Genomic DNA, 22,045 nt, shown 5'->3' on the forward strand with positions numbered 1-22,045 from the left:
ACAGGCACTGAAAATTGCATTACCTGCTAATGCTTTTTCAGCGTCTGTTTGATTATTTATATGCAACTGATTCAATAAATGAATCTAATGTCATTTGTGCAGGAATTCGAACTCGCTTCAAGTCATAAAGTCCATCAGAAGCTTTAGCCCAACCTGGCTGAGTAGTTAATGCTACCTTGTAGCCCGCATTTTTAGCAGCAACTTTTGAATAATCATTATAACGACCGGCAGGATAACAGTAGGATCGACTGTTGATACCAAAATCTTTTTGCAAAGTTCTCTTAGAATCTACCGCCTCATTATCTTGTTGTTCTGGTGTTAGTGTTCGCAAATCTACGTGCCTAACTGTATGGCTTTCAAAAGAAATAAGTTTGGTCTTTTGCATTTTTTTAATCTGGTCAGTTGTCAACATACCATTAGTATTAATTGAAGAAGTAATCATGTTAACGGTGGCTTTTAATTTGTACTTCTTCAAAATTGGTAAAGCCACCGTATAGTTATTAGCATAACCGTCATCAAAAGTAATCCAAACAATCTTTTTATCCTTTGGAACTTCATTTTTTGTTAGGACTCGAATAGCCTGTTTAGGTGTTAGAGTATAGTAATCGTTTTTATGAAGCCAAGCCATTTCCTCTTCTAATTGCTCCTTTGGAACACATAACCCGTTTCCTGGAACATTATCAATACTGTGATACATTAGAATTGGAAAGCTCGCCTCACCCTGCGCCTTAACCCAAGTTACTTTTTTTGCTTGAACAGTAGAAAAGGTCCCTAAACCAATAATCAATGTGATTAGACAAAGTAATTTTTTCATAATCAACCTCCACATAGTACGGGTTAATTATATAGTATCTCTTCATAAAATTTCCACACTATTTTTACATAATTCTTAAGTTTTATAGTGAGAATGGCAAAGTTCATATTAATTTAATTAAGGATATAATTTAAAAATATACAAAAAAACACACCATGGTGTGAACCATGAAGTGCTTTTAAACGTTGATATAACAGTATATATTAACGTTTTGAGAATTGTGAAGCCTTCCGAGCTTTCTTAAGACCTGGCTCTAAAAAATTTTATTTCATTTAAACTCAAATCACTTTAATATCAAGGCTTTTCATAACTTTACAATTCAAAAATTTTCATACAGTTTCAACTGATTTCATTTAAATAGGGTGAATTATTACCAAATTACCAACAAATTTAGCCGAAAAACACCAAAATTCACCCTATAATAAATATCTACTTTCATTGAATAATAGGTACATTAATTTGTGCCTATTTTTTTCAAATCAATTTTACTTCATACTCTGATTACCCTATGAACTAAGTACCAGTATACAACTGCCACATAATAACTGATAAGAATCACAAATATACCAAACAATAACTGCTTATTTAATCCATTGGGTGCTATTAACCACATAGTTGAGAAGACCGCCATATGCACTAAGTACCATTCATATGAATACTTACAAAAATCCTTCCATAGCTTTTTAGTAGCATTACCAAAAAGCCTATATAATAACAGTGCTACAGCCATGTAACCAAATGAAGCAAATATATCATTAAATGCTTTAAATGAAGGTATCTTAATCGCAATTAAGCCATCCATACCAAGCCCAATTATTGCGATTATAAACAACTGTAAAGTACTAAGTTCTAACTTCTTCCCCGATTTTAAAAGACGTGCAATCTCCATCCCTAAACAAAACTCCCAAATAAATTGAATACAGGAACTATTAAATATTCGTTCACTACTTAAGCCGGTAGCTACAATAAAAAACGAATAGCACATACTAATAATAAACGCACCAGTTATAAAGTATTTACCACTTACCTTCTCACGAAGCTTACAAAGTGGTATGAAAAGCAAATAAAGTTGAAATAATGTTGAGATATACCAAAGTTGAGCTCCAAGACTCTCTTCATATCTCGGAATAAACATCTTATAAAGAAAGATATGACTCAGCAAGGCTTGAACTCTGTCTTGTTCATAGTACATCCAAGGCAGAAAGAAAGATATTATCACAATAATAATGTATGGAACATAAATTTTCCACAATCTTCTTTTTACAAATTCCAAAAAACTTGTTTTATGTTTTAAATAGCTTAGATATAATCCAAACCCCGAAGCAAAAAGAAACATATGAGCCCCTGTTCCACCCAAGGAAGATGCTGTTACAACCAGCCCATTTATTCCCTCTATATAACTTTGAACCATGTGCATTACCACTATTGTAAAAATAGAGAATGCTTTTAGAAAATCTAAGCTCTGGACATGTCCATTATCATCCAGACTAAAAATAGTCTTTGGGCTACTTTTATTTGACAAAAACAAAATTCCCCTTTCAGAACTTATTCAATAACCTCAAGTTTAGGCAAACTATTAACTAAATCAACAGTTTGAACAGAAACATTAATAATCCGTAACAAAAGATTGAAAATGTACTTAGGATCATTACTAAAATCATTAGGATTATCTGTAATACCAGACTTTTTATCAGTCTTAATCTGGTATTGTTCCATAATCCATTCAATCGCAGACTTGACATTAATAACATATTAATAGGCTTTTTCAGGTATATTTTCTATTGTTATATCGTCATTATACACAATAGCAGGTATCATTAGAAACAATTTCTGAAGCATTAACTCATAGCGACCGTTCAGTTACTCAAGTCTATGTCAATTCAGCTAATAACGTTGCTATGCTTATGGGAGAAATTGCCTTTCGTAGCCTTGAAATTTAATATACTTTTGAATTAATAACATTAAATTTTCCGTATAAAAAACCAGTTTCCTATTTTCATATCACCCTCTATAGAATGTTATTGAATACAAATTCTCAAAAAAACACCCCATGGGGTGAACCATGAAGTGTTCCAAAATACTGATATGACAGTATATATTAACGTTTTGAGAATTGTGAAGCTTTACGAGCCTTCTTAAGACCTGGCTTCTTACGTTCTTTCATACGTGCATCACGTGTGAGTAAGCCAGCTGACTTCAATACTGGACGGAAGTCTGGGTCTACTTGTAATAAAGCACGTGCAATCCCGTGACGAGTTGCACCGGCTTGACCTGAGAAACCACCACCATTAACGTTAACTAAAACATCGTATGCACCTTTAGTTTCAGTAACGCTGAATGGTTGTACCATAACTTCACGTAAGTTTGCAAATGGAATGTATTCTTCTGCTGGTTTGCCGTTCATAACGATCTTACCTGTACCAGGTACCAAACGTACCCGCGCAACAGAGTTCTTACGACGACCTGTACCCATGTATTGTACTTGAGCCAATTTCGTTTCCTCCTAGATTAGATTAAGTTTGTAATGTCTAAAACTTCTGGTTTTTGTGCTGCGTTGTTGTGTTCTGCACCACGGTAAACGTGTAACTTCTTAGCTTGTTGACGGCCAAGAGTACCCTTAGGAAGCATGCCCTTAACGGATAAGGCAATTAACTTTTCAGGATCCTTTTCACGGTAGTCACCAGCAGTCCGGGCTTTCAATCCACCTGGGTGATTTGAGTGGTGGTAGTAAACTTTATCTGAAGCTTTCTTACCTGTCAAAGCAACCTTTTCAGCGTTGATTACGATTACGTAGTCACCTGTGTCTACGTTTGGTGTGAAAGTTGGCTTGTTCTTACCGCGTAATACGGAAGCAACAACAGTAGATAAACGTCCCAAAGGAACATCTGTCGCATCAACGACATACCATTTACGTTCTACTTCGCCTGGTTTTGCAATATATGTTGTACGCACGTTTAATTTCCTCCATTATTATGTGTATGCATGTTTGACAAACAATAAGTTTAACGGGGCTCACTGTGGGGCAAACAATACCAGTTACTATATTATATAAAAATCGTTCATTAGTCAATCATAAAAAACAGATTTGTAGAGAATTTTTTTACGGTCTAAATACCTCTTAACCTAACATGTAATCCCGTGTCATTGGTAAGTTTTGACCACTAGCACCTTTAGTCAAGAGATATTGGATACAGTCAATATTTCCTGATTCAAAGGAAGCCGCACAAGCTTGTAAGTATAAGTCCCACATGCGAATGAAGCGTTGGTCATGACTTTTTTCAACTTCAGGGAGCGCTTGCTTAAAGTTGCGGTCCCAAATTTCCAAAGTTTTTTGATAGTGACGACGTAAGGTTTCCATATCAGCAACTTGTAAACCAGAATCTACGATCCGGCCCAAAATTTCAGTCATCCCAGGGATGTAACCACCAGGGAAAATGTATTTATTAATCCAACCGTTGTAGGCACCACCCTGTTGCCGGGTAATTCCGTGAATTAAAGCCACCCCATCGTCAGCCAAGTATTTGTAGACTGTTTGAAAGTATTCGGCCAAATTTTCTGGACCGACGTGTTCAAACATCCCCACACTGGTAATATAGTCGAAGGGTTCGTGCTCCAATTGCCGGTAATCTTCCAAAATCACTTGGGCGCGATTCTCTAAACCTTCAGCTTTAATACGGGCTTTGACTTCCTTAGCTTGTTCTTCACTTAAAGTAATACCAACAACTTTTAAGTCATATTCCTTAGCCGCTGTCAACATCAAAGTGCCCCAACCACAACCAATGTCTAGCAGTGTTTGTCCTGGCTTAGGATCTAGTTTCTTTAAGATATGGTGTACCTTAGCTAATTGTGCTTCTTCCAACGTAACTTGAGGATTTTCGAAGTAAGCACAAGAATAGGTCATACTTGGATCCAACCACAAAGCATAGAAGTCATTTCCCAAGTCATAGTGACTTTGCACATCTTCTTTAGACTTAGCCTGGGTATGCTTTTGCTTAGGTAGGAAACGACGAAATTTACTACTTCGTAAAAAGGAATCGGCTGATTGATAAGCAGATAAGATTACTTTTTGAATCGAACCGTCAATTTCAATCTTACCATCCATGTAAGCTTCACCTAAAGTTATCGAGGCATTACTGGTTAAATCCTTAACTGCGATGTTTTCATTCAATTTGATTTTAACCTCAGGTTGCCCCTTTCCTCCGTACTGTTCAGTCTTACCATCTGGATACGTTACAGCCACTGGAATATTAAAAGAATTCTTTAAAACTTTTTTTAAAACCAAGTTATCTAACATCATAATATAATACACTTCCACTAGAAAAATTATTTGTAATTCTAGTGTAACACTTTGAAAAAAATTGGATAAGGATTTTTACTTACTTTACGGTAAATTTAATTTGATCAACTTGCTTTAGAGTTTTCTTAATCTTCTTTATTACTTTTCCTTTTTGACTATCACTAAGCTTATCTTTAACAATAATTTCTACATCATAACTTTGGACTATCTGCTCAGCAGAAACATCATAGTTAGTTTGTAAAGTGACTTTAGTGAACTTTTTCCCCAGCTCAGCTTGAGCAACTTGTCGCACCTTGTCTAGTTTTTTAGTAAAACTCACCTCTTGTTTGGCTTGGTAGTCCTTACGATTATTATTAATTAAATTATTGATATACTTGCTGTATTCACTACTTGTTAGTTGATTTAAGTCTGCCACTTGAATAATTTGTAAGTCATAATCTTGTAAATTGTACTTACTTTTTGCGTGATTGATTTTCTGAATTTCCTGACGATTGAGATTAGCTTGTGCAATAGAGAGTCTAATCTTCTTGCTTTTAACATCGATACTTTGGGAAATGATTGTTCCTTGCTTAAATTCCTCAGCAATCATCGTTTGGATGTTACTTTGGGCAATTGTTTCTTGAACTACATTTTTAGTCGTTACTAAACTTGGAATCCCTCCCAAAGCAATCATTACAATGGTGATGAAACGCATCAATGGGCGACGTTCTACAACTTGATTCTTTTGGCGATAGATAAATTTAATTCCTAACCAAGCTGTTAACATGATAAAAAAGGAATTAATCAAAAAGAGATATAAAGCACCTCCAAAGTAAGTTAGGTTTCCCTGAGCTAAACCATAACCAGCAGTACATAGCGGTGGCATCAAGGCCGTAGCGATTGCCACCCCAGGAACAATGTTATTTGCTTGCTTTTTAGTCGCCCCAATTACCCCTGCGGTGCCCCCAAAAACAGCAATTAAAACATCCCATAAGGTAGGTGCGGTCCGATTTAAGATTTCACTTCCACCTACCGTAATAGGGGTAAGTTTAAAGTATAGTGTCGAGGCCAAAAGACTAATAGTTACTTCAATAATTAAAGCTAAAGCAGCTTTAAAAAATAATTGACGATGTGAAGCTGCTAACCCCACCCCCAGGCCTAAAATCGGTCCCATCAAAGGTGAAATTAACATAGCTCCAATAATCGTGGCCACCGAATTCATATTCAAACCCACACTAGCAATCCCAATCGCGCAAGTTAAAATCACAAAGTCAGAAATCTGAAGCTGACTATCATTTTCAATTTTAGTAATAAATTCGCCGTAACGATATTGTTTTTCTCCTTGCATTCCCAGTCCCCCATTATTTTAATAGATATTTACTTTTTCATGTGGTTGGTAGTTAACCGCCGCTAACAAAGCTTGACGGTCACACCCACAAAAGTATAGTTGATTCTTACTTCGTGAAACGGCTGTATAAGCCAATTTAAAATCGGATAATTCTGTAATATAGACTTGCTCAGCACCACTTCCTTGGGCTTTATGCACAGTTAAACCATAGGCCAAGAGCAAATCTTCTTCCGCGCGTTTGAGTGGTAACTTATACGTTCTTTGAGAAGTTTCAACCTCCACAAAAATCTGATATTTTTCTTGGCTTAACTTTGTAACCTGCCCAAATTCGCTATTAGTATAACCATATTCTTGGCTAGCATCATCATTTTGGTAAAAAACAACCTGTGCCCCCACAAAAAATCCACCTCTTCCATAAGAGCCCCGTATAAAAAAGGGCGTTTTTTCCTGATTGGGAGCAGGTAACTTTTCCCAAAAAATCCGATTAATTTCGGCTACCATCCGGTTAGTATGAGCCAGAATAAGACACGCTTCGTTACTAAGCTTTTGACTTTTAGCGTTAATCATGGCTTGAAAACTTACTTCTTTAAAAGCAGTGTTGTGAGCTAAAGCTTGGATATCTTTTTGCCTTACCTGCTTAATTAAATCCTTTGTAGCGGGATTTTGGCAACGTAAATTAGCTTGAAAATAAAAAGTCGCCGACTTTTGCTTGAGGAAATACATGAGATTGCCACAAACTGTTAGCGCATCTTCGTCTTGACTTACTGGGGGTAATTGTTGATCATCGCCGACTAAAAGATAGCGATAATCCGTCCCTAAAAAATCAACTAGCTTGGCCAACATTTCCGTAGTTACCATAGAGACTTCATCAATCACAATCACTTGGTAAGGTTGCTTAGGCTCAAACTCTTGCTTGTTTTCAGCTTGGTAGAGGAGACTTTGAATCGTTTGATTATGCTTAAAACCATGAGCAGACAAATTAAGACGGGCTTTATGGGTAGGTGCTAAAGCCAAAACCTTGTCACTATCCAGAATCTTTCCCAAAGTAAAAGTCTTACCACTGCCTCCAACCCCCAAAAGCGAAACCACCCTATTTTTCTGAGCATAGAGCCATTTCATGAATGCTAATTGTTCTCGGGTGGGACGGAGGCCTTTTTCTGGGTGCTTAAAGGGTAAAGCCATTTTAGACTGAGCTTTTAGCAAGGCCAATATTTTCCTTTCGTAGTGACATTTATCTGCAAGATGAATAGTATTTTGACAATTTTGAGCACAGATAAAGCCAAAATCTCGCAGTAAATCCAAATCCTCAATTTGGTCAGCTTGACTTAAAGGTAAGCTTTCACCACTTTGCTTAAGTTTGACCAAATCCAAACAAGCTGCTAAGTGATGTTCCTCCATTTCACTAAGTAAATCGGCTTGAAGAAGGTTTTGGTGAATTTCCGTCTGACTAAAGATTCGTGTTAATAGTAAGGCAAAAACTTTAGAACGTGCCCACTTATCGTGAAAGTATTTATCTTCTTCTAAGTAGTCATTGAACCTGGTAATTTGATACCAAGACTTTAACTGAGGTAAATACTTACGATAATAGTCGCGATCATCGAGTACCTGACAGGTCAAATAATTTTTTACCTGACCTTCCTGAGGTTCGTTAAGGTATAACTCTAACCATTGTTTGGAAGCAAGCTGCTCTTTTTGAGCATTGGTCAAATGGGTTAAGATAAGATACTTACCCCTAAAAAACGGTTCTTGGCTACGACAGATCGGTGCTTGACTGCTACTATAACGCTCTAATTTTATCTTTACATAGCGAGGATACTCACCTCTAGCCGGTTGTTTTTTGCGTGGTGGAAGCTTCGCATGTAACTTAGCAATTCTTTGTAGTTGCTTACCATAATTTCGTGCCTGCGCAAGGTCTTGACGAGCTAGTTCATAATGCTTTTGCTTGAAACGAATTTGCGCCCGGAGGAGGAAGGCTGAACCTCGATTAGTTTCTTTGCGACTAGCTAGAAATTCATCTAACAACTGTAGAGCCTGAGTTTTATGTTTTAATAAAAATAAGGTTTTCGCATAAAAGTAACGGACTGATTTATAATCCGGCATGCGCTGGTAAAGCTCGGCATACAGGGCTTGCGCTTGAGAATAATCCTTAGTCTTAAGGAATTTTCGAGCAACTTGATATTGATTTTTAAAATCCATACAGGTCCTTTCTTTTTCTTTAAGATTTAGCTCCCTCTTTTGTAAACGTTTTATTGATGTTATAATTATCTTAGAATTAATTACACATGATTTGGTAAGTGAGGTGTTGCCATGAAGTATTTTAAACGTTCATTATGGCTAGTCTTGGCCATCGTCTTTTTCGTCTTGACGGGAGTAGGCTTGATGTTACCTGTCCTACCACAGATTCCCTTCTTTTTAGCCGGAATCTTCTGTTTAGCACAGTTTTCGGAAAAATTTCATCGCTGGCTACAAAGACAGCGACTTTATCAAAAGTTACACCACAGCTATGCTCCCAAGTTCGATGCCTTTTTTCAGAAAGAAAAAATGAAATTTGAAAAGCGTCGTTTTCAAACTTGGTACCATATTATGTGGTTCAATTTACTTTTATTGGTTTATACGACAATTTTCAAGTAAAAATGCTGAGGTGGATATCCTCAGCATTTTTGCTTTACTTACCCATAGCTGCTTTGAGCGCTTGAGCTAAGGCACTTTCTTGTGGTTCGTTATCTTGATTAATCTTTTGCATTAGGCGACGTTCTTCCCGCTTGGTCATCTTCTTTTTACCTTTCTTGCCACCTTTTTCCATTTTTTCTGTGGTACCATCATACTTACACTTGAAGTAGTCTCCATTCTTACCTGTTACAATTAGCATCTTTTTATGACATTGCGGACAACGGTGATTAGAAACCTTAGCTTCCGCCCGACGCCGGTAAGAACATTCCGTATTGGTACAGATTAAAATCTTACCGTCCCTGGTATTCTTTTCCCGCAATTGAGCGCCGCAGTCTGGACACTTCTTTTGAGTTAAGGAGAAATCTTGGTAGTTAGCTTGACTGGACTTGACTTCATTCACTAATAACTTAGTTTCTGAAGTAATTTCCTTAATAAAGGCCTGGCGACTAAACTTGCCATGAGCAATATCTTCTAATTGTTTTTCCCACTTAGCAGTTAATTCTGGTGTTACTAAACTCGGATTAACTAATTTCAATAACTGCTTACCCTTAGGTGTAACCTTGAGCATATTTCCACTGCGTTCCATCAATTCAGACTTAATCAGTTTTTCAATGATTTCCGCCCGCGTCGCCGGAGTACCAAGACCATGTTTTTCCATCTGTGCTAAAAGTGCACCTTCACTTAAAGCAGCAGGTGGTGTCGTAAGTTTTTCTTCAATCCGGAAATTAGGTGTAATTGTCTGCCCTTTCTTAAAAGGCGTTACCTTAGCACTTGGAGTCTCTTCTTCCTTCCAACCAGCTTCTAAGACACGACTTTGGCTGAAAATAAATTTCTCCTCCCCAAAGCTCACCGTCGTTTTTTCTTGCTTAATCCTGTGAGCCTTAGCGAAGATTCCTAAGAAACGCTTGACAATCAAAGTATAAATTTTGTGTTCATCCCCGGATAGTTTGGCATAATTAGGCGTTTGTTCTGTTGGAATCAAGGCGTAGTGGTCTGTCACCTTGGCATTGTTGAAAATCTTCGCTTGGCGAATTTGCGCACCCTCTTTAAGATAGCTTTCGGCTTCAGGAGCTAAGTTTTTCACTGCCCGTAAGCGATCCTTTAATGTCGCCTTAATATCATTAGAAAGGTACTTACTGTCAGTTCGAGGATAAGACACGACTTTGTGAATTTCATAAAGACTTTGAACCAAAGATAAGGTCTTTTTAGCTGAGTAACCATAACGCCGGTTAGCTTCTTGTTGTAATTCCGTTAAATCGTATAAGAGTGGTGCACCTTGTGACTTTTCTTTCCCCTCAACTTTACTTACTTGACCTTGACCTTGTTTGAGTTGGTTAACTACATCTTGGGCTTCTTGCCGGGTTTTGAAGGCAAATTGATTCTTCATTTGCATCTTCGCTGTTTGTCCTTGGGCTAAAAGCGATATTTGGTAGTACTTTTGTGGTTTAAAACTTTCAATCTTTTCTTCTTGCTTGCGTACCATGGCCAAGGTTGGGGTTTGGACCCGACCAGCTGATAAGTTATCTTGATATTTAACCGTTAAAGCACGGGTCACATTTAAACCAACTAACCAATCAGCTTGACTCCGAGCTAAGGCCGATTGGTAGAGATTATCATAATCCCGACCATTTTTGAGGTGGGCAAACCCTTCCTTTACCGCTTTAGTCGTTTGAGAAGAAATCCAAAGTCGCTTAAGGGGCTTTTGTAATTTCACATATTCAAAAATCCATCGCGCCACTAGTTCCCCCTCACGCCCTGCATCCGTAGCAATCACAGCTTCCGTAATATCCTTGCGTTGGGCCAATTTTTTTATCGTATTTAATTGTCCGCGTGAACGTGGTAAAGGTTTAATTCCAAAATATTTTGGGACCATAGGGAGGCTTTCTAAATCCCATTTTTGCCAATTTTTGTTGAGGTCTTCGGGCATTTTTAAAGTTAACAAGTGACCTAAAGCCCAGGTTACAACGACCTTCTTACCTTCATAGTACGTTTTTTTATTTTCATTAGCGCCTAAAATTTTGGCGATATCGCGGGCCACACTGGGCTTTTCCGCTAAAATTAGTTGTTTTCCCATAAATTTATTTCCTCTTTTTCCATGGTACAATTAGCGTGAGGTGATTTTTTGAAAACAGAACTTATTCGGGCTAAACTCGCCCAAAAATCCATTCCTAGCAAGGACCCCGACCTGTTACAAGCGCAACAGAATGCAGCCCAGATTACACGCCTATTCAATAATCAAGTCTACCATGAAAATCGCTATGATTATAGTCTTTTACATGAACTCTTTGGAAAAATTGGTGCTGAGCCTTATATCGAACCCAATTTTAACTGCAGTTTCGGCTTTAACATTTTCCTGGGAAACAATGTCTTTTTTAATCATGATGTAACCATCCTGGACTATGCGCCAGTCACTTTTGGAAATAATATCAACGTAGCACCTAAAACTACCTTTATCACGGTTAACCAGGCTACTGACCCAGCTTTGCGTAAAACTGGCGCCTGCACCGCTGCCCCGATTACCATTGAAGATGGGGTCTGGATTGGTGCCAATGCTATTATCCTCCCCGGGGTTACCATTGGGGAAAATACTATTATTGGGGCCGGAGCTGTGGTAACCCATGATATTCCTAAAAATTGCGTTGCGGTTGGTAATCCCGCTCGCATCCAGAGAAAAATCAAAAAATGAAACCATTTAAATTGCATCCCACTTATTTTGGCATTATAATATTCACGAAAATAATTTTAATCGAGGGGATTAATTATGAAAAAAAAGCGGACACTTGCCCAAAAAATTAATATCTTGCGGGCAGCAGTTATGGGCGCCAATGATGGTATTCTCTCTGTAGCTGGAATTGTTGTTGGGGTTGCTGGAGCCTCAACCGATAACTTTGCCATCTTTATTTCTGGGATTGCCGGGATGTTAGCCGGTTCTGTCTCGATGGCGATGGGTGAATACGTTTCGGTCCATGCCCAAAAAGATGCTCAAAAAAAAGCTATTATGGAACAAGAAGTGGCTTTGAAAAACAATTACCAACACGAATTTGATTTTATCAAGGAAAAATACTTGGCTCGCGGAATTGCGCCTGAATTAGCTCACAAAGCCACCTACGAAATGATGACCAAAGATCCGGTCCGAACAACTATTCGGGAACGTTTCGGATTTGATGTCCAAAACGTTATCAACCCCTACGATGCCGCCTTTGCTTCCTTAGTCTCTTTCCCAATTGGTTCGATTCTTCCGCTGGCCTCTATCTCACTTTCTAATCCATCTGATCGAGTGCTTATAACCTTTATTGCCGTAATTATCGCTTTAGCTATCACCGGTTACAGCGCCGCCATTTTAAGCAAAGCTAACCGCTGGCGTGGGGTTTTACGAAATGTGATTTCCGGGATTTTAACTATGGTAGTTACTTATACCATTGGGACTTTGATTGGGGGCTAAACAATGTTTAAAAAGAATTTAATTTTAAAGAAACATCCTAAAAAAACTAAGTCCATGGAAGAACGCATGAATACCTTACGTGCCGGCGTTTTAGGCGCTAACGATGGTATTTTAACTGTCGTCGGGGTCCTCTTTTCCGTGGCCGTCGCCACGCCCAACCGCTTTACCATTTTTATTGCCGGCTTGGCTGATTTGATTGCCTGTGCTTTCTCCATGGCTTCTGGCGAGTATGCGTCAGTGTCTACTCAAAGTGATACCGAAAAAGAAGCCGTTGCCTTGGAGCAAAGAAAACTCGACACTAATCCTGAAGAAGAATTAGCCGCCGTTAGTGCCTACTATCAAGAACAAGGGATTAGCCCCGACACCGCCGATGAAATCGCGCGCGACCTCTTAAGTAAAAAGCCCCTGGAAACTGTGGTGGCGGTCAAATATGATTTAACCTTGGGGGAATACATGAACCCTTGGGACGCGGCCTTCTCTTCTCTTATCTCTGCTTCACTAGGTGGTATTTTGCCCCTCCTAGCTATGAGCCTCTTTCCCGCCCACCTTATGTGGCAAGCAACTATCGTGGCCGTTTGTATCTCCGTTTCTATTACTGGATTCTTGAGTGCCAAATTAGGGAACGGTTTAGTTAAAATTGCTGTATTTCGGAATTTAATTGTCGGAATTTTAACGATGATTATCCACTATAGTTTAGGTTTGCTCTTATAACAATTAACAGCCAGGACTTCTTGGCTGTTTTCTTTTACCCAAAAAAGCAACAAGCTTTCAAACTTGTTGCTTAATCTTCTTTGGGATAAACGACTTCTTTTAAGTAAAGCCCAGAAGCTGGGGCAGTTTCTCGTGCTTCAGCTCGGTCTTTGACTTCATAGAGCCGCAAAAAATCATGAATTGGACGACTGCCGTTACCAATTTGTAGGAGCGTCCCCACCATAATCCGCACTTGATTATATAAAAAACCATTGCCGTAGAATTCAAAAATCACTTCATCATTTGCTTGATCTTCACGCACCGTAGCCTCGTAAATCGTCCGTACATGGTCATCAGTTTGACTTCCTGAAGCCACAAAACTGGAATAATCGTGCGTACCTTCTACATCAGGCATAGCTTGCTTAATTCGCTCAATATCCAAAGCATACTTATAATGTCCAGTATAATTGCGTTTGAAAGGATTGGTAAAGCGTCCTCGACTTACTCGGTAGAGGTAACGCTTACCATGGGTTGAGAAACGCGAATGGAAGTTCGCATCAACAATCTCACAGTCAATAATTTCAATTTCTAAAGGTAGGATAGCATTTAGTCCTCGCATCATCCCTTGAGCTGGAATGTCATGAGGAAAATCAAAGTGGGCCACTTGCGCCAAAGCATGTACCCCGGCATCCGTCCGCCCCGAACCGTGAATCGTGATGAAATCATCGAACTTACTCATTTTATTAACAGCATTTTCCAAGGTCCCTTGGATCGTTCTTTGATTAGGTTGTCTTTGAAAACCGGCAAAATTTGTACCATCATAGGCCATCGTAATTTTATAACGTTGCATTTTTTCTACATCTTTCTTAAAAATAATAAAGCAACCGTCACTAACAAGAAGAACACTAGCGCTAAGCTATCAGCACATTGCCACTTATTTTGACGGTATTTTGTCCGACCTTGACCACCACGATAACCTCGCGCTTCCATAGCCGTGGCTAAATCTTCAGCACGATTAAAAGCCGAAACAAAAAGGGGGATTAACAGCGGAATTACCGCTTTAACTTGGTCTTTAATCTTGCCTTGACCAAAATTTACTCCTCGTGAACGTTGGGCGTTCATAATCTTTTGGGTTTCATCCAATAAGGTGGGCACGAAACGTAAAGCAATGGATAACATTAAAGCAATTTCATAAACGGGAACCTTTAGGTAAGCCAGAGGCTTCATCAAAGACTCCAATCCATCGGAAATTTCCAGCGGTGAAGTCGTTACAGTCAATAAGGTTGACATGAAAATAATCAAGACAAACCGACAAAAAACATAGATTCCATTGACCAATCCAAAGCTGGTTAAGGATAAAATCCCCCATTGCCAGTAAACATGACCACCACTGGTGAAGAAGATTTGCAAAACAACGGTAAAAATAATCAACCAGAGTAACGGGCGTAAACCTTTAAGGAAAAAGCCTAATTTTATTTGTGACATCATTACTGATAACATTACCACTAAAAATAAGAGGCCATAAGTCCAGACATTGTTAGCTAAAAAAATAATCAAGATGAAATACATACTTAAAATTAATTTAGCTCGCGCATCTAAGCGGTGTACGAAAGAATCGCCACTTAAATAACGTCCTAACAAGAAATTAGACATCTCGGATACCTCCTTGACGATAAAGTTGTGCTAAATCACGCGCTAATTCTAGCTTAGTCAATGGAATTTGCTCAAACTTCAAGCCTCTTTGCATCAACTTGTAGGCAAAAGCCGTGGTCTGTGGTAAACCTAAGTGGTGGTCTAAAAGCCACTGGGGATCCGCAAAAATTTCACGTGGTTGCCCTTCTTTAATCAGGTGCCCCCCCTCCATAACTAAAACATGGTCCGCATAATTGGCGACATCATTCATATTGTGAGTCACTAAAATCGTCGTTAAGCTCTTTTGATCGTGGAGACGTTTGAATAGTTCCATCATCTCTTGGCGTCCTTGAGGATCAAGGCCGGCCGTTGGTTCATCTAAAACTAAAACTTGTGGCTCCATCGCCAAAATTCCAGCAATCGCCACGCGTCGCATTTGTCCGCCAGAAAGTTCAAATGGTGACTTTCCCCAGAGTTCCTCTGGTAGATTGACATCTTGAGCAACCCGTTTCGCAATTGCCAATGCTTCTGCCTCACTTCTACCAAAGTTTTTGGGAGCAAAAGCAATGTCTTTAAGAACGGTTTCTTCAAAAAGTTGAGCTTCTGGAAATTGAAAAACAAATCCCACCTGGCGTCTTAAACTATTCAATTCCTTATTTTTGGTTTCTGGTGTGATGTGATAACCGTTAACCTCTAAACTTCCCTCGGTAGGCTTTAAAAGCCCGTTGAGGTGTTGAAGTAAGGTTGACTTTCCACTCCCCGTATGACCAATAATTGCGGTATAAGAGTGATCATTAATCGTGGTCGAAACGCCACTCAAGGCTCTTTGTTCCATGGGGGTATTGGCTTGATAGGCATAGCCTAGTTCTTGGAAAGTAATTGCCATAACCAGTCCACCATCCCTTCTTCATCTAGATATTGACTTGGGGTTGCTAGTCCTTCTGCTTTTAAAGCCTGTTTAAGCTGCTCTGAATAGGGTAAACCCAACCCCATGGCTTCTAACTCTTGGGCATGTTGGAAAACTTCCGTAGGCTGACCATCCAATGTAATCACCCCATCATTCAACACGATAATCCGATCCGCTAAAGCCGCTTCATCAATATCATGGGTAATTGAAATTACTGTGAAGCCTTCTTCGTGGTTAAGCTGCTGCATCATTTGAACAATTTCCCGTCGACCTTTAGGATCGAGCATACTAGTAGCTTCATCAAAAATAATAATTTTCGGCCGCAAAGCAAGCACTCCCGCAATAGCTACCCGTTGCTTTTGCCCTCCAGAAAGGTGTTCAGGTTGCTTTTTAGCGAAGGCTGACATATTAACCGCTTCAAGGGCATCAGTTACCCGCTTAACCATTTCGGAATGCTCGGTACCTTGGTTTTCTAAACCAAAAGCCACATCACCTTCAACATCAGCGCCGACAAACTGGTTATCTGGATTTTGGAAGACAATTCCGATATTAGCACGCACGTCCCAAACGGTTTCTTCATTTAAAACTAAATCGGCAACTTCAATTTGGCCTTGGTCAGCCACCAAAAGACCATCTAAGAGTTTAGTCAGGGTGCTTTTCCCACTCCCATTATGACCAATTAAAGCCACCCATTGACCCGCTTCAATCGTTAAATTTAAATTATCTAAGGTTGGTTTACTTTGTTCTTCATCGTAGCGATAAGTAAGATTTTTAATTTTAATAACTTCACTCATTGCTTATCCCTCACTTGATGTTATTTATATTGTTATTGTTAAAAGCAACACTAATTAAATTATAACACACAAAAGCGGTTAAGACGAAAATCTCAACCGCTTATCTATTTAACCCGATAGGGAGCATTTTACTCCAAATAAAAAATCACTTTTCATAATGAAGGTTTCACCTAACGGCTACTTAGGACTAGACTTGGATTTTACCCCATCATCGTAACGCCCAGTTATCATTATGAAAGTGACAAAATAATCTTAAAATTTATTAGTATTAAACTAATTCAAGAACAGCCATCTTAGCTGCGTCACCACGACGTTGTTCCATCTTTAAGATACGAGTGTAACCACCATTGCGTTCAGCGTAACGAGGTGCTACATCGTCAAATAACTTTTGCAAAGCAGTTTGAACAACAACCTTGTCTTCAGTTTCTTTAACGTCAGCAACAACGTCCATTACAAAAGCTGCTGCGCGACGACGAGAAGCTAAATCACCCTTCTTGCCTAAAGTGATCATCTTTTCAGCAAATTTGCGAACTTCTTTAGCGCGTGTTTCAGTTGTAACGATTTTGCCGTTAACAAGTAAGTCAGTAGTCAAGTTCCGTAACATTGCTTTACGGTGTGCACTTGTGCGACCTAATTTACGGTATGCCATGAAATATTTCCCTCCCTTAATTCTTAGTCATCATGACGTAAGGATAATTCTAAATCAGCTAACTTAGCCTTAACTTCTTCTAATGACTTGCGACCCAAGTTACGGACCTTCATCATATCAGCTTCAGACTTGTTAGTTAATTCTTGAACTGTATTGATTCCTGCACGCTTCAAACAGTTGTATGAACGAACAGATAAATCAAGTTCCTCAATTGTCATTTCGAGCATCTTTTCTTTGTGTGATTCTTCTTTTTCCACCATAATTTCAACATTCTTGGCTTCATCAGTTAAATCAACAAATAAAGTTAAGTGCTCTGTTAAAATTTTTGCAGACAAGCTAATTGCTTCACTTGGAGTGATTGAACCGTTAGTCCAAACATCTAACGTTAACTTGTCGTAATCATTTTTTTGACCAACACGTGTTTTTTCTACTTGGTAGTTGACACGTTCGATCGGGGTATAAATAGAGTCAATTGCCAAGACACCGATAGGCATATCGTCGTTCTTAGCTTTGTTTTCATTTGCAGAAACATAGCCACGACCTTTGTCCGCAGTCATCCGCACGTGGAGTGAGTGACCTTCAGCAACCGTTGCAATATATAAATCATCATTTAACACTTCAACGTCGCTAGGTCCTTTAATATCACCGGCTGTTACTTCTAACGGACCGACAACATCAATTTCCAGTGTTTGGCTTTCTTCTGAGTCCATCTTCAATGCCACTTTTTTCAAGTTCAAAATAATTGTGGTTACGTCTTCTAACACACCTTCAACAGTGGAAAATTCGTGTAACACACCATCAATTTGAATATCAGTGATGGCAGCACCTGGTAAAGAAGATAACAAAGTACGACGTAACGAGTTACCTAAAGTTGTACCATAACCACGTTCAAGTGGTTCGATAACGAACTTACCGTAGTTTGTTTCTTCTTTGATTTTGTGAATTTTTGGCTTTTCAAATTCGATCATTCTTATCTTTACCCCTTTCAAAACGTAACGTGTAATCTGGTGCAAACATTATGAGTTGCCCTCAAAATGAAAACTACTCCAAATTAAACACGACGGCGCTTTGGAGGACGGCATCCATTGTGAGGAACTGGTGTAACATCCTTAATAGATGTAACTTCAAGACCAGTTGTTTGAAGCGCACGAATTGCGGCTTCACGACCGGAACCTGGGCCTTTAACGGCAACTTCAACGTTCTTCATACCATGGTCCATTGCAGCTTTGGCAGCAGCTTCTGAAGCCATTTGAGCAGCAAATGGAGTAGACTTACGAGAACCCTTGAAACCTAACGCACCAGCTGATGACCATGCTACGGCGTTACCGTGAACATCAGTAATCATAACTAATGTGTTGTTAAAAGTTGAGTGAATGTGTGCCACGCCGGTTTCAATATTTTTTTTCACACGACGCTTACGTGATTTTTTAACAGCCATGAACTAGCTATACCTCCTTTATAGTATTAATTATTTCTTCTTACCGGCAATTGAAATTGCTGGGCCTTTACGTGTCCGTGCGTTGTTCTTAGTGTTTTGACCGCGAACTGGTAAATGACGACGGTGACGTAGACCGCGGTAAGAACCGATTTCTGAAAGACGCTTGATGTTTAAGGAAACTTCACGACGTAAGTCACCTTCAACCTTAATCTTATCCACAGCAGCACGGATAGCATCTTCTTGATCTGCTGTTAAGTCGCGAACGCGAACATCTTCTGAAACTTCGGCTTCAGCTAAAACCTTCTTAGCTGTTGTGTTACCGATTCCGTAAATATAAGTTAAGCCGATTACGATACGCTTGTTACGTGGTAAATCGACACCTGCGATACGAGCCATTACAATTACACCTCCTGTTTAATTATTATCCTTGACGTTGTTTGTGCTTTGGGTTAGCGCAGATAACCATAACGCGACCTTTACGCTTGATTACTTTGCAGTGTTCGCACATTGGTTTAACTGATGGTCTTACTTTCATGAATTATACCTCCTATATAGTGTCGAAAGTACAATCTATTTAAAGCGATAGGTAATGCGACCCTTAGTCAAATCGTAAGGGGACATTTCAACTGTAACCTTGTCCCCTGGTAAAATCCGAATGTAGTGCATCCGAATCTTACCGGAAACATGGGCTAAGATTTCATGCCCGTTTTCGAGTTCAACCTTGAACATCGCATTGGGTAACGTTTCTTTGATCGTACCCTCAATTTCAATCACATCATCTTTCGCCACGCAAAAGTACCTCCTTAAAATTGGTTTTAAAACTTTACACGAAAATTGTGAGAAGCTTTGTTGGAGTCCCACCTTTTTCCGCAAGCCAGTTTACTCTCTTCTCAAGAGCAAACTGAGCCTATTGAAAAGATAAACCTGATTTATCATATCATAGCCCCCACCATAGTGCAAGAAAAAAATCTAAAATTTCACTAATTTTTTTATGAGAAAATATTTTCACTAATTTCTTAATCTCCTGTTCTCTAATTAGGGATTATTTTATTACCTTTTACTTCCGATTTTTATGGTACAATTCTTTACTAGTAACAGAGTTTTCATCCATTTTGTTAGAAAGATTGAGGACATGTATTAATGAAATTAAAAGACATTGAATATTTTTACCAATTATCACAACTCAACTCCTTCACCCGTGCGGCCAAATATTTTGGCGTCAGTCAGCCCACTATTTCTTATGCTATCAAACGGCTCGAGGATAAACTTGAATGTGATTTAATCGTCAAAGATCCATCCCATCGAAGTGTAGCTCTCACACGCCAAGGAGAAATTTTTGCCGCTCAAGCTGAAGAAATTATCAACTTGGTTTCTAATTCTGTTAATAAGGTCAAAGAGTCCCTACATCCTGATATCACCATTGGCTTTCCCCCAATGATTTCAAACTATATCTTCCAAACTTTATCTGGTCGAGATTACGACCTCGAACAACTTTCGACGTATAAATTTGTCCGAGGAGGTTCTAACGATCTTTTGGTTGGCTTAGAAGAAGGTAAATTTGATTTAAGTGTATTGGGCTCACTTGAGCCAATTCAAAATCCTCACCTCGAAATTACCCCTCTATTTACCAAGGAATTTTATATTGTGGTATCCAAAAAGCATCCCCTTGCCTTGCACCGACAAATTGCTTTTCGCGATGCCTTAAAGGAAAAATTCGTCCTCTTAGATTCACATAATGTCCACTTGACAGCCTTCAACCGCCTAAATCATCTTTACCGCGATCAAGTTAAACCTGCGTTAATGCTCGATGACTTAGCTGCTATCAAACAAATCGTTAAGCAGAATAAAGGTATTTCTTTCTTATCTGGACTAGCCCTTTCTAAAGCCGATGAAAAAGATTTAGTCAAACTCCCCTTAGTTAATAACGAAAAAATGACTTTTTATATCAGCTATGCTTATCCTAAAAACCTTTCTTTGCCCAAAGAACTAGACAGTTTTATCAAACTCATCAAACGTGTTAAATAGCTACGAAAAAGTCGACAAAGCATAACTTTGTCGACTTTTTTTCGTGGTTTTATTATTATTCTTTACTTACTGGTTAGTGGAAGAAAGGAATTAAGATTCCTCCAAGGATTAAGATAATCGCCCCACCTAAACGGTTAGCCATTTGCGCAAAGGCAATCATTTCCATCCGGTCAGCAGCAGATAAGACCGCAATGTTACCAGTTCCACCCATAGAGTTGTTAATCATCCCGGCACCAATCGCAGTTTCTACTGGGTATAACCCTAAAAGTTTCCCAATGATAGCTGCACTCAACCCCATAACTACAACTGAAGTTAAGCTCAGCACAATAAATTGCCAAGTCATCGCACTAGCTAATGATGATAAGTCAATCATAGCCAAACCAATTCCTGCTAAGACAGCGTGAGTTAAATTTGTCATGACAACTTGATTGAACATTACTACTGATTGTTCAAGTTCCTTAGGAACAATGTTAGTCGCTTTTAAAATAAAGACCAAGATAATCATGAACGCGTAGCCGTGAACCTTTGGTACAAAAGCATTCAAAATCGTTCCGATTAAGAACAACATGAAGGCAAACATTAGTCCCACACCAATCCGACTAGCATCTAATTGAACTTTTTCCTTTTTTAATTGTGAAGGATCTACAGGAATTAAAACCCCGTGGCCATTATACTTAGTATTGGCAAAAGCCTTTGAAATAAAGACTGCCCCAATAATTGCTAAAATATTTCCCAAAGTTGTGGCAGGAGCAAGTGTGGAAAGAATTACTCCTTGGTTAGCATGTAAACCAGCCGCATAAATCTTTGATAGTGGCACAATTCCAGCCCCCATCCCACCAGCCATTTGCGCAAATGAGATATACATAATTGAGTGGCTAAAACCTTGGCCTAATAAGGCTCCAACACCACCTACTGCTAGTGCACCAATCACCATGGAAATTAATGCCACCGGAATGAACTTTGCTGAGGCTTTCACTAACAAGTCACGGTTCATACCTAAAATTGCTCCACAGATTAGAGCAGCGATATAAAAATCAAGAAAACCCCAATCACTCATGAAAGTATTGGTAGCACTAATTAAATCCTTAGGAATCCATCCTAAAGCCGAAACTACAGCCCCCGCCAACAAGGTAAAGACTGAGCCACCACCTAAATAGGATTTAAAAATCGGCAAAATTTCACCAAGATAATAAAATAAGTGCCCTAATACAATTAACATAAAAGTAATTCCCAACATGTTTGCTGGTAATTTTCCCATTGCAATTGTAATTGCCAAAATAATTACCAAACCAGCATAAAGTGGCAAACTTACACCGGAAATTTTAATTTCATTTAACTTCTTCATTCTCTAATATGCCTC

Annotated in this window: 24 protein-coding genes and 1 pseudogene; 5 read left to right on the top strand and 20 right to left on the bottom strand. The window is 39.0% G+C overall.

What is annotated here, in order from left to right; translation table 11 throughout:
• Nucleotides 1-52 precede the first annotated feature (52 nt).
• From FC36_RS09585 to FC36_RS09615, 8 genes and pseudogenes are all read right to left on the bottom strand, one after another.
• Entirely contained in the window at nt 53-814 is a 762-nt protein-coding gene (locus FC36_RS09585; RefSeq protein WP_025020288.1) for a polysaccharide deacetylase family protein, read from the bottom strand.
• 490 nt (nt 815-1,304) lie between these two features.
• Nucleotides 1,305-2,336 carry an acyltransferase family protein gene (locus tag FC36_RS09590; RefSeq protein WP_161628289.1) on the bottom strand — a complete coding sequence of 344 codons (1,032 nt, stop codon included), beginning with the start codon at nt 2,334-2,336 and terminating at the stop codon, nt 1,305-1,307.
• A gap of 23 nt (nt 2,337-2,359) precedes the next feature.
• Nucleotides 2,360-2,620 (bottom strand): annotated as a pseudogene (locus FC36_RS11695) (type ISP restriction/modification enzyme); the annotation flags it as partial.
• Nucleotides 2,621-2,912: 292 nt separating this feature from the next.
• Nucleotides 2,913-3,305, bottom strand: a complete 393-nt coding sequence (rpsI, locus tag FC36_RS09595; protein ID WP_025020289.1) for a 30S ribosomal protein S9 — start codon at nt 3,303-3,305, stop codon at nt 2,913-2,915.
• Nucleotides 3,306-3,322: 17 nt separating this feature from the next.
• Nucleotides 3,323-3,766 (bottom strand): 50S ribosomal protein L13, encoded by a 444-nt coding sequence (rplM, locus tag FC36_RS09600; protein WP_023859603.1) that lies wholly within the window; start codon nt 3,764-3,766, stop codon nt 3,323-3,325.
• 166 nt (nt 3,767-3,932) lie between these two features.
• The gene (locus FC36_RS09605; RefSeq protein WP_025020290.1) at nt 3,933-5,108 is read right to left on the bottom strand and encodes an SAM-dependent methyltransferase; all 1,176 of its coding nucleotides are present in this window, start codon (nt 5,106-5,108) and stop codon (nt 3,933-3,935) included.
• Nucleotides 5,109-5,190: 82 nt separating this feature from the next.
• On the bottom strand, nt 5,191-6,438 hold the full coding sequence (locus FC36_RS09610; protein WP_023859601.1) for a TIGR00341 family protein: 1,248 nt from the start codon (nt 6,436-6,438) through the stop codon (nt 5,191-5,193).
• A gap of 18 nt (nt 6,439-6,456) precedes the next feature.
• A complete protein-coding gene (locus FC36_RS09615; RefSeq protein WP_025020291.1) occupies nt 6,457-8,634 on the bottom strand; it encodes an AAA family ATPase in 2,178 nt (725 codons plus the stop codon).
• A 111-nt stretch (nt 8,635-8,745) separates the two neighbouring features.
• Here FC36_RS09615 and FC36_RS09620 point away from each other — a divergent pair, with 111 nt between their 5' ends.
• Nucleotides 8,746-9,069, top strand: coding sequence for a DUF454 family protein (locus tag FC36_RS09620; protein ID WP_025020292.1), 324 nt, complete (start codon nt 8,746-8,748; stop codon nt 9,067-9,069).
• 34 nt (nt 9,070-9,103) lie between these two features.
• On the opposite strand, the gene FC36_RS09625 is transcribed toward FC36_RS09620, so the two are convergent.
• Nucleotides 9,104-11,182 carry a DNA topoisomerase III gene (locus FC36_RS09625; RefSeq protein ID WP_025020293.1) on the bottom strand — a complete coding sequence of 693 codons (2,079 nt, stop codon included), beginning with the start codon at nt 11,180-11,182 and terminating at the stop codon, nt 9,104-9,106.
• A 48-nt stretch (nt 11,183-11,230) separates the two neighbouring features.
• On the opposite strand from FC36_RS09625, the gene FC36_RS09630 reads away from it, so the two are divergent.
• The 3 genes from FC36_RS09630 to FC36_RS09640 all read left to right on the top strand — a co-directional run bounded on the left by FC36_RS09630 (nt 11,231) and on the right by FC36_RS09640 (nt 13,261).
• Nucleotides 11,231-11,794 carry a sugar O-acetyltransferase gene (locus FC36_RS09630; RefSeq protein ID WP_023859598.1) on the top strand — a complete coding sequence of 188 codons (564 nt, stop codon included), beginning with the start codon at nt 11,231-11,233 and terminating at the stop codon, nt 11,792-11,794.
• Nucleotides 11,795-11,869: 75 nt separating this feature from the next.
• Complete coding sequence (locus FC36_RS09635) at nt 11,870-12,550, top strand: VIT1/CCC1 transporter family protein (protein ID WP_056986880.1); 681 nt, start codon at nt 11,870-11,872, stop codon at nt 12,548-12,550.
• A 3-nt stretch (nt 12,551-12,553) separates the two neighbouring features.
• Nucleotides 12,554-13,261, top strand: coding sequence for a VIT1/CCC1 transporter family protein (locus FC36_RS09640; RefSeq protein ID WP_056986882.1), 708 nt, complete (start codon nt 12,554-12,556; stop codon nt 13,259-13,261).
• A gap of 70 nt (nt 13,262-13,331) precedes the next feature.
• On the opposite strand, the gene truA is transcribed toward FC36_RS09640, so the two are convergent.
• The 10 genes from truA to infA all read right to left on the bottom strand — a co-directional run bounded on the left by truA (nt 13,332) and on the right by infA (nt 19,449).
• Nucleotides 13,332-14,090, bottom strand: coding sequence for a tRNA pseudouridine(38-40) synthase TruA (gene truA, locus FC36_RS09645; protein WP_023859595.1), 759 nt, complete (start codon nt 14,088-14,090; stop codon nt 13,332-13,334).
• A 5-nt stretch (nt 14,091-14,095) separates the two neighbouring features.
• Nucleotides 14,096-14,893, bottom strand: coding sequence for an energy-coupling factor transporter transmembrane component T family protein (locus tag FC36_RS09650; RefSeq protein WP_025020294.1), 798 nt, complete (start codon nt 14,891-14,893; stop codon nt 14,096-14,098).
• A complete protein-coding gene (locus FC36_RS09655) occupies nt 14,886-15,758 on the bottom strand; it encodes an energy-coupling factor ABC transporter ATP-binding protein (protein WP_056986884.1) in 873 nt (290 codons plus the stop codon). Before FC36_RS09655 ends, FC36_RS09650 begins: the two co-directional genes overlap by 8 nt.
• Nucleotides 15,734-16,573: an energy-coupling factor ABC transporter ATP-binding protein gene (locus FC36_RS09660; protein ID WP_025020295.1), complete on the bottom strand. Its 840-nt coding sequence runs from the start codon at nt 16,571-16,573 to the stop codon at nt 15,734-15,736. Before FC36_RS09660 ends, FC36_RS09655 begins: the two co-directional genes overlap by 25 nt.
• A 268-nt stretch (nt 16,574-16,841) precedes the next feature.
• Nucleotides 16,842-17,222, bottom strand: coding sequence for a 50S ribosomal protein L17 (rplQ, locus tag FC36_RS09665; RefSeq protein WP_023859591.1), 381 nt, complete (start codon nt 17,220-17,222; stop codon nt 16,842-16,844).
• Nucleotides 17,223-17,245: 23 nt separating this feature from the next.
• On the bottom strand, nt 17,246-18,190 hold the full coding sequence (locus tag FC36_RS09670) for a DNA-directed RNA polymerase subunit alpha (protein ID WP_023859590.1): 945 nt from the start codon (nt 18,188-18,190) through the stop codon (nt 17,246-17,248).
• A gap of 83 nt (nt 18,191-18,273) precedes the next feature.
• Nucleotides 18,274-18,660 (bottom strand): 30S ribosomal protein S11, encoded by a 387-nt coding sequence (rpsK, locus tag FC36_RS09675; protein ID WP_023859589.1) that lies wholly within the window; start codon nt 18,658-18,660, stop codon nt 18,274-18,276.
• A gap of 30 nt (nt 18,661-18,690) precedes the next feature.
• Nucleotides 18,691-19,056, bottom strand: coding sequence for a 30S ribosomal protein S13 (rpsM, locus tag FC36_RS09680; RefSeq protein ID WP_023859588.1), 366 nt, complete (start codon nt 19,054-19,056; stop codon nt 18,691-18,693).
• Nucleotides 19,057-19,081: 25 nt separating this feature from the next.
• Nucleotides 19,082-19,195, bottom strand: a complete 114-nt coding sequence (gene rpmJ / locus FC36_RS09685) for a 50S ribosomal protein L36 (RefSeq protein ID WP_025020296.1) — start codon at nt 19,193-19,195, stop codon at nt 19,082-19,084.
• Nucleotides 19,196-19,230: 35 nt separating this feature from the next.
• Nucleotides 19,231-19,449 (bottom strand): translation initiation factor IF-1, encoded by a 219-nt coding sequence (gene infA / locus FC36_RS09690; protein ID WP_003689399.1) that lies wholly within the window; start codon nt 19,447-19,449, stop codon nt 19,231-19,233.
• A gap of 351 nt (nt 19,450-19,800) precedes the next feature.
• Here infA and FC36_RS09695 point away from each other — a divergent pair, with 351 nt between their 5' ends.
• A complete protein-coding gene (locus tag FC36_RS09695; protein ID WP_023859586.1) occupies nt 19,801-20,685 on the top strand; it encodes a LysR family transcriptional regulator in 885 nt (294 codons plus the stop codon).
• Nucleotides 20,686-20,758: 73 nt separating this feature from the next.
• Here the strand turns inward: FC36_RS09695 and FC36_RS09700 are convergent, their stop codons facing one another.
• A complete protein-coding gene (locus tag FC36_RS09700; RefSeq protein WP_023859585.1) occupies nt 20,759-22,030 on the bottom strand; it encodes a 2-hydroxycarboxylate transporter family protein in 1,272 nt (423 codons plus the stop codon).
• Between the last annotated feature and the right edge of the window lie 15 nt (nt 22,031-22,045).

Source organism: Ligilactobacillus equi DSM 15833 = JCM 10991, from assembly GCF_001435735.1.
GTDB lineage: Bacteria > Bacillota > Bacilli > Lactobacillales > Lactobacillaceae > Ligilactobacillus > Ligilactobacillus equi.